Origin of the sequence: Hahella sp. KA22, assembly GCF_004135205.1 — a bacterium.
GTDB lineage: Bacteria > Pseudomonadota > Gammaproteobacteria > Pseudomonadales > Oleiphilaceae > Hahella.
Genome location: NZ_CP035490.1, coordinates 2,679,546 through 2,695,221, shown reverse-complemented (window position 1 = coordinate 2,695,221; position 15,676 = coordinate 2,679,546). Strand labels below are relative to the sequence as shown.

General features: G+C 56.1%; 9 protein-coding genes and 1 pseudogene. 7 read left to right on the top strand and 3 right to left on the bottom strand.

Annotation, left to right across the window (positions count from 1 at the left end; translation table 11 throughout):
• Nucleotides 1–90: 90 nt before the first annotated feature.
• From dauA to EUZ85_RS12025, 5 genes and pseudogenes are all read left to right on the top strand, one after another.
• Complete coding sequence (gene dauA, locus EUZ85_RS12040) at nucleotides 91–1,821, top strand: C4-dicarboxylic acid transporter DauA (RefSeq protein ID WP_127969531.1); 1,731 nt, start codon at nucleotides 91–93, stop codon at nucleotides 1,819–1,821.
• Nucleotides 1,822–2,058: 237 nt separating this feature from the next.
• Nucleotides 2,059–2,504: pseudogene (locus EUZ85_RS31605) on the top strand (ABC transporter ATP-binding protein); the annotation flags it as partial.
• Between the two features lie 87 nt (nucleotides 2,505–2,591).
• On the top strand, nucleotides 2,592–3,029 hold the full coding sequence (locus tag EUZ85_RS31600; protein ID WP_371683249.1) for a hypothetical protein: 438 nt from the start codon (nucleotides 2,592–2,594) through the stop codon (nucleotides 3,027–3,029).
• Nucleotides 3,019–5,946: a Gldg family protein gene (locus tag EUZ85_RS12030; protein WP_127969529.1), complete on the top strand. Its 2,928-nt coding sequence runs from the start codon at nucleotides 3,019–3,021 to the stop codon at nucleotides 5,944–5,946. The genes EUZ85_RS31600 and EUZ85_RS12030 overlap by 11 nt, the downstream gene beginning before the upstream one ends.
• Before the next feature lie 3 nt (nucleotides 5,947–5,949).
• Nucleotides 5,950–6,969 (top strand): DUF4340 domain-containing protein, encoded by a 1,020-nt coding sequence (locus EUZ85_RS12025; protein ID WP_127969528.1) that lies wholly within the window; start codon nucleotides 5,950–5,952, stop codon nucleotides 6,967–6,969.
• An 87-nt stretch (nucleotides 6,970–7,056) separates the two neighbouring features.
• On the opposite strand, the gene EUZ85_RS12020 is transcribed toward EUZ85_RS12025, so the two are convergent.
• Nucleotides 7,057–7,983: a choice-of-anchor A family protein gene (locus tag EUZ85_RS12020; protein WP_127969527.1), complete on the bottom strand. Its 927-nt coding sequence runs from the start codon at nucleotides 7,981–7,983 to the stop codon at nucleotides 7,057–7,059.
• Nucleotides 7,984–8,289: 306 nt separating this feature from the next.
• Here EUZ85_RS12020 and EUZ85_RS12015 point away from each other — a divergent pair, with 306 nt between their 5' ends.
• Both EUZ85_RS12015 and EUZ85_RS12010 read left to right on the top strand, forming a co-directional pair.
• The gene (locus tag EUZ85_RS12015; RefSeq protein WP_164887226.1) at nucleotides 8,290–10,986 is read left to right on the top strand and encodes a CHASE domain-containing protein; all 2,697 of its coding nucleotides are present in this window, start codon (nucleotides 8,290–8,292) and stop codon (nucleotides 10,984–10,986) included.
• 108 nt (nucleotides 10,987–11,094) lie between these two features.
• Nucleotides 11,095–11,970: a hypothetical protein gene (locus EUZ85_RS12010; protein ID WP_127969525.1), complete on the top strand. Its 876-nt coding sequence runs from the start codon at nucleotides 11,095–11,097 to the stop codon at nucleotides 11,968–11,970.
• Between the two features lie 371 nt (nucleotides 11,971–12,341).
• Here EUZ85_RS12010 and EUZ85_RS12005 read toward each other — a convergent pair whose 3' ends face one another.
• Entirely contained in the window at nucleotides 12,342–13,025 is a 684-nt protein-coding gene (locus EUZ85_RS12005) for a site-2 protease family protein (RefSeq protein WP_127969524.1), read from the bottom strand.
• Between the two features lie 82 nt (nucleotides 13,026–13,107).
• The gene (locus EUZ85_RS12000) at nucleotides 13,108–15,294 is read right to left on the bottom strand and encodes a bifunctional serine/threonine-protein kinase/formylglycine-generating enzyme family protein (RefSeq protein WP_164887225.1); all 2,187 of its coding nucleotides are present in this window, start codon (nucleotides 15,292–15,294) and stop codon (nucleotides 13,108–13,110) included.
• Nucleotides 15,295–15,676 lie beyond the last annotated feature (382 nt).

The window sequence follows — 15,676 nt, the reverse complement described above, 5'->3', positions numbered from 1 at the left end:
GCTAAACTAAGGGCGCGCCAGACTGCGTCCCGCCATCGCGGCGAAACAATTTGGCGCCGAGTCCCTTAACTTCACATCTTCGGAGTCCATATGCCACATCGCGCGCATTTGCGTTCGGTACGTTTGGCTAGCGCCTTTGTCGATAGCTGCATCAAAGAACCCTATAACCTCCATCGCTTTCGCAAGGACCTGATCGCCGGCGTGACCGTGGGCATCATCGCCATCCCTCTGGCCATGGCGCTGGCTATCGCCAGTGGCGTGCCGCCGCAACACGGTCTTTATACCGCCATGATCGCCGGGTTCCTGATCGCGCTGACCGGCGGCTCCCGCCTGAGCATATCCGGTCCCACCGCCGCGTTTGTGGTGATCCTGTTTCCCATCGCATCTGAATTTGGACTCGCAGGCCTATTGATGGCGACGCTGCTGTCCGGCTTCATTCTGGTCGGACTGGCTTTGGCTCGCCTGGGCAGGCTGATCGAGTACATCCCGGAACCCGTCACCCTGGGCTTCACGTCCGGCATCGCCATCGTCATCGCCACGTTGCAGGTGAAAGACTTTTTCGGACTCAGCCTCGCCGAAATGCCGGAAACCTATATCGGCAAAGTCCATGCATTAGCGCTGGCGTTCCCGACGCTGGACTGGGCGAACGTTCTGGTGGCGTCTCTTACCCTGGCGTTGCTGATACTGTGGCCGCGCCTGAAAATGCCAGTCCCGGGCCACCTTCCCGCCGTTCTGCTTGGCGTCGCCGTTTCCCTCGCGCTGGCGGCAGCGGGCCATCCTGTAGACACCATCGGCTCCCGTTTCACCTACCCGCTGGCGGACGGTGGCGTGGGCCACGGCATTCCCAGTTTATTTCCGGATTTCACCTGGCCCTGGCTGCAACCGGGCCCGGACGGCCAGCCGCTGGCCTGGACCTGGAGCGCCTTCGAACGGCTTCTGCCAGCGGCGTTCTCCATCGCCATGCTGGGCGCCATTGAGTCGCTGCTGTGCGCCGTGGTTCTGGACGGCATGACCGGACGCCGCCATCAGGCCAACGGCGAGTTGCTCGGCCAGGGCATCGGCAATCTGGTGGTTCCCTTTTTCGGCGGCATCACAGCGACCGCCGCCATCGCGCGCTCCACCGCCAACTACCGCTCCGGCGCAGAGTCTCCCGTCTCCGGCATGGTGCACGCAGCCGTGGTCCTGGCCGGCCTGATCGCCCTGGGCCCCCTGCTCGCCTATCTGCCGATGGCCTCCATGGCGGCGCTGTTATTAATGGTGGCGTGGAACATGAGCGAAGCGCATAAAGTCGTCGCGCTGATCAAGAAAGCCCCTACCGGCGATATTCTGGTATTGATGACCTGCCTCACGCTCACCGTGCTGTTCGATATGGTGTTGGCGATCTCCGCCGGTATCGTCATGGCGGCGTTGCTGTTCATGCGCGATATATCCATGATGACCAAGGTCTCCGATATTTCCAGCCACCCCAAGCTGATCTCCACGCCGCTGCCGGACAATTGGGCGGTGTACAAGATCAACGGCCCCTTATTTTTCGCTGCGGCTGACAGGGTGTTTTCCGAACTGGACATGCTCACGGAAACGAAACAGGGGCTGATTCTGTACATGGACGCGGTATCCCTGCTGGACGCCGGAGGGCTTTCCGCCTTCAACAAGTTCCTCCAGTCGCGCCAAAAACGAGGGGGCCAGCTCATTCTGGCGGACTTGCAGTTTCAACCTTTGCGCACTCTTGCCAAAGCCAACGTCAGACCGATCGAGGGCGCTCTGGGCTTCGCTCCAACCCTCAGCGACGCCTTGCAATTAATTAATAATCCCTCCACCTGACTCCTGCTTCTTGTGCGCCGGGACTTCCCGGCGTTCACACCAGACGCGACAAGTGGTTAAATTTCATTAATTTTGCTCGGTCGCGGTATTTTTTTCTTATATTTAAGCCCCTATTTTAAACGCGCCCGGGAATTGGGCTTATTGGCGTTTCGACGTCGAAAAGTCAAAAGCCCACGCCCCCCCGGAATCATCTCGGCGCAATGCCGAAACATAATCAATAAGCATTATTCGTTGTAAATGTCAGAAGGGAGACATGATTCCATGATCAATGTCCAGAACCTCAGCCGTCATTACGGCGACTTCACCGCCGTCAATAACGTGAGTTTTAATATCGAAAGCGGCCGCATCGTCGGTTTACTTGGCCATAACGGCGCCGGCAAAACCACCATCATGAAAATGCTGATGGGCTATCTTGAGCCTTCGTCAGGCGACATCCGCATCGACGGCAAAGACATGCGCGAGCACTCACTCGCGCTACGCGCCAATATGGGATATCTGCCGGAGAATCCACCCACTTACCCGGAAATGACGGTGGTGGATTATCTGGACTACGCCGCGCAACTAAGAGGAACCCCTGCGGACAAACGCCGCCAGGCGGTGATAGACGCCGTCGCCCGCACCGATTTACGGGATAAGGCGCTCAACCCCATCAGCACCTTATCCCGGGATACCGGCAAAGAGTCGGCGTCGCCCAGGCCATCATCAACCGCCCCAAAATCCTGATTCTCGACGAACCCACCAACGGCCTTGACCCTTCACAGATACAGCACATGCGCGACCTCATCACGTCATTGCGCAGCCATTCCACCGTGATACTGTCCACCCACATCATGCAGGAGGTAAGCGCCATGTGCGATCGCGTGCTGATGATCCGTCACGGCGAACTGGCGCTGGATTCCTCTCTGGCTGACCTGCAAAAGTCGCAACGTCTCTTGCTGCGCAGCAGTTCAGGCCAGACGCAGATAAAGAGCGCACTGGCGGATCTGGGCGCCTTGCGGGATATCCAACCCATCGCCACCGATGGCGACACGACGACCTACGCGCTCAGTACTTCTCTATCGCAGGTGGACGAGAGCTTTGTGTCCGACGTCGCACGCAAGCTTATTAACGCCAATGCGCCCATCCTGGCGCTGCACCCGGAAGTGCGCGACCTGGAGACCGTGTTCAAGGAAGTGAATCAAGTTGCGGAGGTTCCCTATGCTGCCTGAAAAAAGCGTATTGCGGATGGCCGGTAAGGAAGTCTCTCAGTTTTTCTCTTCGCCGGTGGCGTTTGTTTTCCTGGCCGCCTTTCTTGCGGTTAACCTGTTTATTTTCTTCTGGGTGGAAGCCTTCTTCGCCCGTAACATCGCTGACGTGCGTCCCCTGTTTGAATGGATGCCGCTGCTGCTGATCTTCCTGGTGGCGGCGCTGACGATGCGCATGTGGAGCGATGAGAGGCGCATGGGCACCATTGAGTTTTTGATGACGCTGCCGGTGACGCCATTGCAATTGGTGCTGGGCAAATTTATCGCCTGCTTCATTCTGTTGCTCATCGCCCTGGCGCTGACGCTGCCGATTCCCTTCACCGTGTCTTATCTTGGGCATTTGGATTGGGGTCCGGTTATTGGCGCCTATGTGGCCACCCTGTGTCTCGGCGCCGCCTACCTCGCCATTGGCCTGTATGTCAGCGCCAAGAATGAGTCGCAAATCGTCAGTCTGATCGTCACGGTGCTGGTTTGCTCGCTGTTGTATCTGTTGGGCTCAGACACCCTGGTGGATCTGTTTGGATACTCAACGGGCGAAGTCCTCAAGCAACTGGGCACCGGCTCCCGTTTTGAGTCCATCACCCGCGGCATTATCGACATACGCGACCTGTACTACTACCTCAGCCTGGTCGGCGTATTCCTGGCGCTGAACGTACTGGCGCTGGAAAAACAACGCTGGTCCAACAGCCATGGCGCCCGCGCCAACCATCGCGCCTGGTACGCCGTCTCCGGCCTGATGATCGCCAACCTGTTCGCCGCCAATCTGTGGCTGAGCGAAGTCAAAACACTGCGAGCGGACCTCACCGACGGCAATTTGTACTCCATTAACGACGCCACCCGCGACTATATGAATCAATTGCAGGAGCCCCTGCTGATTCGTGGCTACTTCTCCGCCAAGACCCACCCTCTATTGGCCCCGCTGGTTCCCCAGCTGCGGGATCTGATCAAGGAATATGAAGTGGCCGGCGGCGGTAAAGTGCGCGTGGAGTTCGTCGATCCACAAAGCAATCCTGAGCTGGAAGACGAAGCCAACAACAAATACAGCATCCGCCCGGTGCCTTTTCAGGTATCGGACAAGTATCAGGCGTCGTTGGTGAACTCCTACTTCAACGTACTGATCAGCTACGGCGATCAATTCGAAGTATTGGGCTTCCGCGATCTCATCGAAGTGAAGGATCGCAATGAGTCGGACCTGGACGTGCGCCTGCGCAATCCGGAATACGACATCACCAAAGCCATCAAGAAAGTGCTGTACGCCTACCAGAGCCAGGGCGACCTGTTCGCCACCATTAACACCCCGGTAAAACTGAACGGTTACGTCTCTTCCACCCAGCAGCTGCCGAAAGAACTGCAAACGTTAGCGCAGGATTTAAATGACGTGCTGGCGGAAATCAAACAGGAGTCCAACGGCAAGTTCAGCTATGAGCTGCAGGACCCGAACGCAGGCGACGGCTCTCTGGCGCAGAAGATTCAGCAGGATTTCGGCATGCAACCGATGGCCACAAGCCTGCTGTCCAATGACCGCTTCTATTTCTACCTGTTGATGAACGACAGCAAACAATACGTGCAGATCGCCCTGCCCGACTCCCTCGACAAAGACGGTCTCAAGCGCAATATTGAAAGCGGCCTGAAACGCTTCTCGGCGGGTTTCACCAAAACGCTGGCGCTGGTGGTTCCAGAAAGCGACGCCAACCCTTACATGCAGCAGTTCGGCCAGCAAAGCTCGCCCAGCTTTAAAACGCTGCGCGACAAGCTAATGGAAACCATGACCGTTAAAACTGTCGACCTGAAGGACGGTCTGGTTCCTGAAGACGCCGACATTCTCATGCTGGCGGCGCCGGAGTCCCTGTCCGACAAGCAACTGTTCGCCGTTGACCAGTTCCTCATGAAAGGCGGCACGGTCCTGCTGTCCACTTCGCCCTATCAAACCCGCATGACCTCCAACTCTCTCACGGCGGGCAAACATACCTCCGGGCTGGAGACATGGCTGCAGAATTACGGGATCAACCTCGCTCAGTCCATGGTGCTGGACCCTCAGAACGCCAGCTTCCCCATTCCGGTCACACGTAATGTGGGCGGCATGTCGTTCCGGGAAATACGCCTGTTGGATTACCCTTATTTCGCTGACATACGCGACACCGGCATGAATCAGGATTCCGCAATCACTTCCGGTCTGCCTAACGTCACCATGAGCTGGGCTTCTCCCATCGAGCTGGATAAGGAAAAAACCAAGGCCCTGCAGGTCACGGAATTGCTGCACTCTTCGCCGCAGTCCTGGGTCTCCGACAAGTTGGACGTAACGCCTCGCGTTTCATCCGACGGCAGCGTCAGCCCCTGGACCAGCGAAGGCGAGCCAGAGCCCTATCTGGTGGGCGTCGCGTTGGAAGGGCGTTTCGAGTCCTCGTTCAAAGGCAAGGAGTCGCCCTTGTTGAGCAAAGCCGACGACGCGCAAAAAGCGGATCAGACCTCCACTGACGGAGATAAGTCCGGCCAGAAGGAAGAGAAAGCGCATTTCGGCGGCGTCATCGATAAATCGCCGGAGTCCGCACGCATCATTCTGTTCTCCTCCAACGAGTTCCTGAATGATCAGACCATCAGCCTGATCAGCTCCACAGAACGAGCGCCTTATCTCAACTCCATACAACTGGTGCAAAACGCCGTGGATTGGTCGCTGGAGGATCGCAGTCTGCTGCAAATCCGCTCACGCAGCCATTTCGCCAATACGCTCTACCCCATGAGCGCAGAGCGTCAACAGTTCTGGGAATACCTGAACTATGGCCTGGCGATCGCTGGACTGGCGTTGTTGTACGCATTGTTCCGCTTATGGTTCAACCGTCGGCAGAGCTATTACGCCGGCATGCTGGAATTAGGGAGGGCTTGATAGATGAACGCCAAGTGGACCAAATTACTATCCATCGCGCTGGTGGCGCAGGCGGCGATTATCATCGCCCTGCATTGGCCTGGCTCGCAGCCGGCGTACACCCACACTGATCAGGCGCTGCTTGACCTGGAGTCCAAACAGCCTGGCGCCATTCATATCTACGGCGAAGAAACGGCGAAAGTCGACCTGAAAAAAGAACAGGACGGCTGGGTGGTGGCCAGCTACTACAACCTGCCCGTCGCCAACGACAAAGTGGACGCCATGCTGGCCAAGCTGAAAGCGCTTAAGGCCAGTTGGCCGGTGGCCACCACCGCTTCCGGCGCCAAGCGCTTTGAGGTCGCCGAGGATAAGTTCCAACGCAAACTGGAACTGGCCCAGGGCGACGATACGCTGGCCACGCTCTATCTGGGCACGTCCCCGGGATATCGCAAAGTGCACGCGCGCCTGAATGAGCAGGACGCCGTGTTCGCGGTCAATTACGCCACCCATGAGCTTCCCATGGCCGGTAAAGACTGGGTGGACAACAAGCTGACCGCCGTGCCCGAAGAGAGCATCAATCAAGTCAAGATCAAGGATATCGTGCTGAACAAGAACGGCGATAAATGGGATCTGGAAGGCTTGCAGGAAGGCGAAATCACCAATGAGGAAGCTGCTCACAAACTGCTGGCGTCCCTGGCGGATATGCGCTTCGAGGATGTGCTGGGGGCGGAAGTGAAGCCGGAATATAACCTGAGCGAGCCCAAGCTACGCTTTACCCTGCAGTTAAAAGAGAAGAACGCCCAGGGGGAACAGTCTCTTGAGCTGAATTTCGGCAAACCGGCGGAAGGCGACTATTACATCCTCACCCGCTCCGACCGCCCGCAAGTGTTCAAGATCGACGCCAGTCATGTCGACTCACTGCTGGATCTGGAGCGCGCCCGCTTCGTCAGCGCCGCGCCGGTGACCGAGCCGGAGCAAAGCGAAGTCAACCTGGGACAGCAAGGCGACGCCGCTGAGGCGCCGGAAGCGCCCGCCTCTTCCTGATCCGCAAGCTGCTACCATAAAAAAGGCCCCGAATTCGGGGCCTTCTCTCATCGTATTTTATTCACAGCCACTGACTGTTTTTACTGGTTACGCCTGCGGTTTGCGACGCAGTGCGCCAGCGCCTACAACCGCTAACGCGGACAACATCAGGCCAAAGGTCGCCGGCTCAGGCAGCTCCACGTTGTGCTCATAAGGACGCCAGTTCAATTGATTGGCGCCTTGCCAGGAGTGCGCGATCACCTGGCCGTCCACATGGCCGCCATTAGCGAAAATATCCGCGCCCGGCGCCAGAATGGTTCCATAGAAGCCTGCAGCCAGGTTGATCTGCGTCGCTTCATAGAAGTTGAAGATCACGCTGGTTTCATTACCCACCCAGGACCAGTCGCTGGCTTTGATTTTGTAGTCGGCGGGATCAATATCGATGACGTCGCCCGCCACGTTGATGATCAACTCCTGGTGCTGACCGATATCTTTGGCGAAGAAGCCCCAGACTGATTCAAAGTCCTTCTCGCTGATATTGAAGATCTGCTGACCGCCGGAGCCATCGCCATTGAAAGTCAAAGCGCCCCACTGCTCAGTGACGCCAAGGGAATCCGCCAAAGACAGCTCTTTTGACAGTTGCGTCAGCTTGGCGAATTCGGCGTCAAAGTTAATCGGCAGCACCGCATGGTCTTTCACGGTTCCAAAAATGCCTGCGCTGGCGGTGGTGAACTGGCCGCCAACCAGAGCGTCGCCATGGATATCGCCGCCAACTTGGCTGTAATCGCCGCCGACGACAATCGCCAGTCCATCGTTTTCGCGGAAAGCGTTGAGCGTATAACCTGTAAGGCTGGCGTTACCGCCCACCGCCAACGCGCCTTCACTGTCATTTGGGGAAGACGTGAAATCGCCATGGAAGAAGCCGTTGTAGTTCGCCGCCGCGCCAAGATTTACCTGCGTCGCGTAAGTGTTAGCGGAGATAGACGCACTGAAACCGACAAGCGTGATTGCGTAAAATTGTTTAACTGAGATCATTGACCACCCTGACACATCAAAAAGAAATCCATATAAAAAAGAGGGGAAAGCGCCTGCGGCTAAATGTTTGACACTTCTAAAAGAAACTACCTGTCACCCTTTGCGAAGGCATGCGCATCATACCGGAGTCAACCCGCCAAACCCACGAGGAAGCCGTTCCCAAGGGTAAACAAATGTAAAAAACTGTAAGTGATTTCAAAGCCTTAAATACCCCTGGGTTATATCCGGTCTCCGTGGCGCAAACTTGTGTCTATAATCAGAATGGCGCTGATCATTTTTCAGCCCAACAGGAGGTTGCTCGCGCTCATGGCGAAACATCAGTGGCCATCGAAGCTCGGCGTTCTGGCTCCGGCGTGCGCACTGGCGATAGCCTATTTCCTCACCGCCCGCGCCGGCTTGCTACTGTCGCTGTCCGGCAGCAACGCCAGCCCGGTATGGATACCCGCCGGCATCGCACTGGCGGGTATGGTCCATTATGGCCGCAGCATCTGGCCCGCTATCTGGCTCGCAAGTTTCGCCGTGGAGCTGGTGTCCCAGCAGGCGGATTCCTTCAGCAAGGCCATACTGGCGCTCGCCATCTCTATCGGCGCGCCGCTGGAAGCGGTCATCGGAACCACCCTGATTCGTATGCACGCAGACTTCAGCCCTTCACTGGAAAAAAAAGAAGACGTAGCGCGCTTACTCATTCTCGGCGGTCCAGTGGCCTGCGTCATCAGCGCGACCCTCAGCATTGGCCTAATGAGCAGCCTGGGCGTCATACACGTCCAGGACGCCGGCGCTCACTGGCTGGCGTGGTGGTTTGGCGACACCTTCGGCGTATTGATCTTCGCCCCGATTCTGCTGCTGTGGCTGCAAAAGGAAAACAGCACACTGAAGCGGCGATTATTGGTGACATTGCCTGGCCTTGCGTCTTTCATTCTCGCCGTGATTTCTCATTATTATCTGGTGCAGGCGGACCAGAAGCAGATTAAAGAAGACGTGCGCCAGCAGGGCGTGCAACTGCGCTGGTCCACTTTCAATCAAGTACAGGGGATCACCAACGCGGTCAGCGCCCTCGCCCTGTTGTTTGAAGGCTCCAAGGTCATCACGCCAAAGGACTTCGAGCGTTACGCCTCACAGTTTCGCAACTTCCATCGCGATATCAGCGGCCTGGGTTGGGCGCCCTATGTTGATAAAGCCAGTCGCTCTAATTTCGAGCATTGGGCGTCGTTGCTGCTGGAGAAGGACTATCAAATACGTGAAACCCTGGGCCAACTGCAGATTCCCGCTTCGGAGCGCGATTTCTATGTCCCTGTGTTGTATGTCACGCCCAATACTGACGTCACCCGCGCCGCACAAGGGTTCGACCTGTATTCCAACGACATACGCCGTAGCGCTATTCTGGAGTCCATGCGTAAGGGCGACCTGACGCTGACAGCGCCAATCACGCTTGTCGGAAACTACGGCAAAGGCGCCATCTGTATTGCGCCGGTTTACTCCAGTCCGCCGCAAAGCGCCAACTCCGATCAGGCGCGCCAAATCATGGGATTCGTCGTAGGGTCGGTTCAGATAGGCAACCTGATTGATCGCCTATCCCAGGACATCAATCTTGAGCTGTTTCATATCGAGATCTTCGATATCACTGAACCCGAACAACCCGAGGCGCTGTTCATTTCCCGCCAAAGCGCACCGGACAATCCTTTACAGGATATGTTCACTCAAACCATGCAGATGGATATCTCTGGACGGGTCTGGCGAATATCCATAACGCCGACGCATTTATTCATCAAACAGGACGCCTCCATTACCCCCTGGATCGCATTGATACTGGCCGTCCTGTTCGGCAGTCTGCTTACCGCCGTTTTACTGCTGGAGACAGCCCATACCGTCAAGATAGAGAAAGCGGTCATTGATCAATCGCAACGGCTGGTCAAAGCAGAAACCCGTTATCAGGAATTATTCACGGGGTTAAAACAGGTGATCTTCCAGGCCGATAAATCCTATCAATGGCGAGTGCTTAACCCCGCCTGGAACGGGCTGACCGGGGAAAACCCTGAAGACGCCGTCGGCCGTGAGATGTTCCACTACTTTCACCCCGATGACTGCGACAAGCTGCGGGATGCGCTGCAGAAAATCGCCCGACTGGAAGAATCCAGCCTGTTTCTTGAACTGCGCCTCAACGCCCTGCAACTGGAACGGGCGCCCTGGGTGGAAGTCCATCTGCAGCGCAGCAAAGACGCCAGCGGAAAATTGGACGGCTATAGCGGCTTCATCGCCGACATCAGCGAACGCAAACGCCTGGATATCCTGAAAACTGAGTTTATATCCACAGTTTCCCATGAACTGCGCACGCCATTAACCGCCATCAACGGCTCACTGGCGCTGCTGGATTCCGGCCGCCTCGGCCTGCTGCCTGATCAGGCCAGGCAAATGCTGCATATCGCCTACAGCAACTGTGAACGCCTGCTGCGCCTGATCAATGATCTGCTTGATATCCAGAAAATAGAGTCCGGCGGCCTGGAATTCAGTTTCGAACGCCTCGACTTGCGAGACCTCATCGGGGAGGCCTTAAGCGCCAATCAGCAGCTCGCTGAAAAAGCGTCCGTCACCCTCGCCTTTGAGCCGCCGGCATCGCCCGCGCTGGTGAAAGCAGACCGGGATCGTTTGCGACAAGTGCTGGATAACCTGATCTCCAACGCCATCAAGTTCTCTCCCGCCGATAAGACCGTATCGCTGACGCTAAATGCTCACGCTCACTATTGGGAAGTCTCCGTGCAAGACCAGGGGCCGGGAGTGCCGCCGGAGTTCCGCAACAAGATTTTCCAGAAATTCGCCCAGGCGGACAGCTCCGACACCCGCCTCAAAGGCGGCACCGGCCTGGGATTGAGCATTTCCAGAGAAATCGTTCAGCGCCATCATGGTCAGATCGGCTACCACTCCGAACCGAACTGCGGCGCCACGTTTTACTTTCGCCTGCACGCCTTAACTAACGGCGCGGTGTGGGAAGCCCAAGCGTCCTCCTAGAGCTAAAGTTTCTTAATATTCTTGCTGAAACGACCTTTCTTTGACTTTCAAATGCTTTAATTTTCTAATATTTCCCTTTTATCAGCCCAATATCGAAGGATAGGCCGCATGCCGTGGACTTGGGGATTTCTGCGTGTTTCTTTTTTCGTCTGGATTGCGTTAAGCGTCGTGCTGATCGCTATGATCGTCAGCATTTTCAGTTCGCCGCTGCAAGATATTCTGCATCCGGAAGCCGGCAAAAGCTGGATCGCCGCGATTGATCCTCGCATCGTCGCGGTGGTGCTCGGGGCGATCCTGATTCAGATTCTGATTCCCGCCGCCCGCTACTACCTGACCTTGATCAATGCGCAGCAACAGGCGCTGGCGCAAATGGACGCGTTGGTGGAAATGCTGTTCGAAGACTTCGGCCTGATGTTGTCCACCCGCAAGGAAATCGACGAGGCGGTGAAAGCCATCGCCCGCAAGTTACAGGTCAGCCGCTGGCGACGCTGGCTGCCGCTGGGCCTGACGCGGCCGTCGGAAGACCTCAACATCGACAGTAAACGCGCACTGATGAACGGCTATCTGCAAACCCCTTTCGATAATTACGTGCGCCACATTCGCTCTCAGTTCGAAGCCTTTCGCAACGAACTGCCGCAATACCAAAGCGACGCCAGCAAAAAGCACAAAGGACTGCCCTATCAGTACTATCTTTCCACCTCAGAAGGCCTCATGGACTCCTGTAACCTGGAAAGTCTGCCCAAACACCTGAAGCCGGCGGCCATGCAGTTCATCGCCCATGACAAATACTGCATTAAGTCCTGCAACGACCTTTACAGCGACCGCTACATGAAAATATCCATTGAGACGGGCGACTATGACCGATTCGAAAAGGCTCAGGTCGGTTTTATCGAAATGGAATGCCGCAAAGTGCTGGAAACAGCAGTTTACCTAAAGGCGTTGATCAAACTGGCGAGAAAAAGATGGACGCTGTTTCTGGACTGAAACGCGAAAGTTAAAGCCAGATTTATTAACAAGCTAAAGCAGTATCAATTAATAAGGAGAGGCCCTGATCATCAGGGAAAACAAGAATAACTCGGCTGGCGGAAGCAGGATGCTTCAGTTTATCTTTCACGGGGCATGCGCATAAATCAGCTCCAGAAAACGTCAAAACCTAAGTTCTTAAGCGAGTATATAAGCATGCCATATGATCTTCAATGGCTCGCACAAAGAGTTACAACTCTGTTTATTCGCATGAATCAGTTATCGAACCATGAATGACATCTCCTCCGGCAGCATCGACGCAGCTAACGATGAAATGTTTTTCATTCGCCCAGATGGCGGCCTAAAGGAGCATTCAGGCTGGAAGTGTGAATTCAACCGCCAGCGACCGCATGCCAGATAAAGACGGCGTAGGCGCCAACCCAGCTCAACGGCAACAGCAGTCCTGGCAGGATCAGCCAGAGCATCCATTTGGGTTGTGTTTCCGTTTGACGAGGCTTGCACAGCGCCATCAACGCCTGTCCGCCGTTCATATGAGGCAGCGGCAATAGATTGCAGGCGGATAGCTTGGTCGCCACCAAAGCGAATAGCAGGATAAAGTTATTGCTGGCGGCGAAAGCGGCGCCTTCGCGTAAATATTCCTGGGCAACGGACAAGGGACTGAGCGCCCCCAGAAAAATCTGCGCGAAGGCAGCGAAGAAAGCACGCCAACCGTCCTCGTACACGCCCAACGCGAAAGCCAGTACAAAGAAGCATCCAGAAAGCGGGATTACCGCCCGGATCCATGCCGGTTGGCGATCATAAGCGTCAGGCGCCGGTTTAACGTCATCCCTTTCGCCTTTTTCATCTCGCTCTTCTCGCGTGTCTTTGAGTTTGACGTAGCCCGCGAGAAGAATCGCACGAATGCTGACAATGCCTGCCTGCAGCAGGAGAGGCCCGGAACCGATGCTGATCTCCCTGACTTTGACGCCAAAGGCTCTTGCGCACACCGCCATCAAGGTCAGGTGTAGAGGCATGTACAGCAGAACGGCGAGTAATAGAGCTATCTCAGGCGGCATCGACGAACTCCAATCATAATTTTATTTATGATCGGCTAGAGTACCGTCCTGGCTGACCAAAGCAACCCGAGAATGGCCTCCTCTACTGAGTGGCGGGCCCTGCGGCGGGAGCTTGGGTCGGCGTCTCCACCAGTCGGAACCCGTTCACTTGATAGCGGACATCAACGCCATTGGCGTCGCGACTGACCAACTGCATCGACTTGGGCGGACTATACCAGGAGCCGCCACGCAGGACGCGGCGTCGACAGTCTCCCGCCGTGCGCGCGGAGCCATCCGCCGGCACGCCTTTCATGGACTCACTCCAGCAATCCTGCACCCACTCCCACACATTGCCGTGCATGTCGTACACGCCCCATTGATTGGCCGGGAATGAGCCAACTGGCGAAGTGAATTGCCATTTATCGGCGCCGCTCACCAATCCGCCACAACAATCGTCTTTGCCGTAATTGGCGAATTTGTGGCCGACCTGATCTCCCCAGGAGAAACGCTTGCGGCTGCCTGCCCGCGCGGCGTATTCCCACTGCGCTTCCGTGGGTAATTGAAAGCTTCTGCCGGTTTTGGCGGAGAGCCAGGCGGCGAATTCTTCCGCGTCATTCCAGCTCACGCTGATCACCGGATTACGCCCCCGGCCCCATCCGCGATCATCGGCTTTGTTCGTACAACCGCCATCGGCGACGCAGGCGTCCCACTGCTCGAAGGTCACTTCATAGGCCATAATCTTGAACGGCGTCAGCGTCACTTCCTGCCCCTGATCGCCGCCCCATAATACGCCGCCGTCATCAAAGCCCATGCGATATTTGCCGCCGGGAATATCGACAAAGGCGATATTCAGAGATTCCAGCGCATCCTTTTCAACCAAAAACACCTGTTCGGTAAACTGCTCTCCGCTGATTTCCGTCCACCGGGTCAGCTTCTCATACCCCGGCGCGCTGACTTCCAATAAATAACGACCTGGGTCCAGCGGAATACCCTCTTCGTACTTGGGCTGAATATTGAGAATACGAATTTTCGCATCCACAGGCGTCACATCCACCGTAAAGGCGGTTTTAGCCGGCTTCAGCGAAACATAATGCGAACGGTGGTCGGCGCTGTGATTCAACGTAAAGGTTTTCGGCCAGAACCCTTTGGCGGTCACTTCAACCTCATAGTCACCCTCAGGGAGCGGCGCGCCCGGCGTATAGGCGCTCTCCTCGCCGGCGAATGTCACTGTCGCCCCTACCGGCTCCGTCACCACGACAAAGGGAAAGGTCGGCGCGGGTCGGGTCATATTTTTATAGGCCCCATATCCCACTACCGCAGCAATCATCAAGGCGACGCCTAACGCGCGCCAGACGCCGGAAGACACAGAGCCGCCCCGTTCCGTTCTGCGAGTGGAGGTAGGACTCTCCTGCGCCGCCGTTTCACCATGAGCCGTTTTTAACGACTCGACGGTAAACAGACAGGTTGCTTCCGTATCCACCGGGACATTCTTAATCGCTTCCAGGTGCGCGCGAAACTCGTCCAACGACGACAATCGACGCTCCGGCTCCTTCGCCAGCAACAAGTCCATCAACTGCTGATACATCCGCAGGTGCGCCGGCAAGGGCGGAGGCGGTTCCTGTTTATGCTTGATGCCCAGACTGATCGGGTCGGTGGCCTCGAACGGCACGGCCCCCGTCAGCATCTGATAGAACACGATGCCCAGACTGTACCAATCGGCGCGATGATCAAGCTGTCGTCCCATGGCCTGCTCAGGGCTCATATAAGGAGGCGAGCCCAATATCGATCCGGTCGTGGTGAGGTCGCCACGATGATACAGGGACTTGGCGATGCCGTAGTCCGACAGCACTGGGGTATCATCCGCGCGAAACAGAATATTGCCCGGCTTGATGTCGCGATGGATATAGCCCAGCTTGTGGGCGTAATTCATGGCCTCCGCCAACTGCAGAATAATGCGCGTCGACTCGTCTCTGGTCAGGCGGCCGGAACGGATGCGCTCCGTCAGTGAACCGCCTTCCATGAACTCCATGGAAATAAAGAAGGTGTCCTCAAAAGGCGCGATGTCGTATATCTGAATGATATTCGGGTGATTCAGCTTGGCGGTGATTTGCGCTTCCTGAATAAACCGTTGACGAAACTCTTTGTTGAGACAGATAGCCGGAGAAATAATCTTGATGGCGACGATGCGGTCCGCGAGAAGCTGCCTGGCCTTAAACACTTTGGCCATTCCACCTTCAGCAACTTCATCAAGCATTTCATAATTGGGAATTTGAGGAGATACGGTGATCACGCTGCAGCTCCAGTCCATTAGTCACATATCGGTCATTCGATGTTCAAGCATACCGTCGTATACGGAGCTTGAGTCCTTTCCTTCAGAAAGCGCGTGTGCACGCATTTTCAGGGCATGTCGGGCGCGAAGCGCGCCGCTGATGATCCGCGCCCTTATTAAGGGCGGCATGTCCGCATTATGACAAACAGAATTTAGAACGTGAAGCATTGCGCCTGAAAGCCCTCCCATAATTAATGCAGTGATAATTATGGCGACGGAAATTGACTGGGCAGTTAGGACCCGCATCCATAAGCGACAATATATCACTATTACTTTCAACAACTTGGACAACGCGTCGCGGGACGTTCCTCCGCACGCTATTACAAGGCCGACACCTTAATCA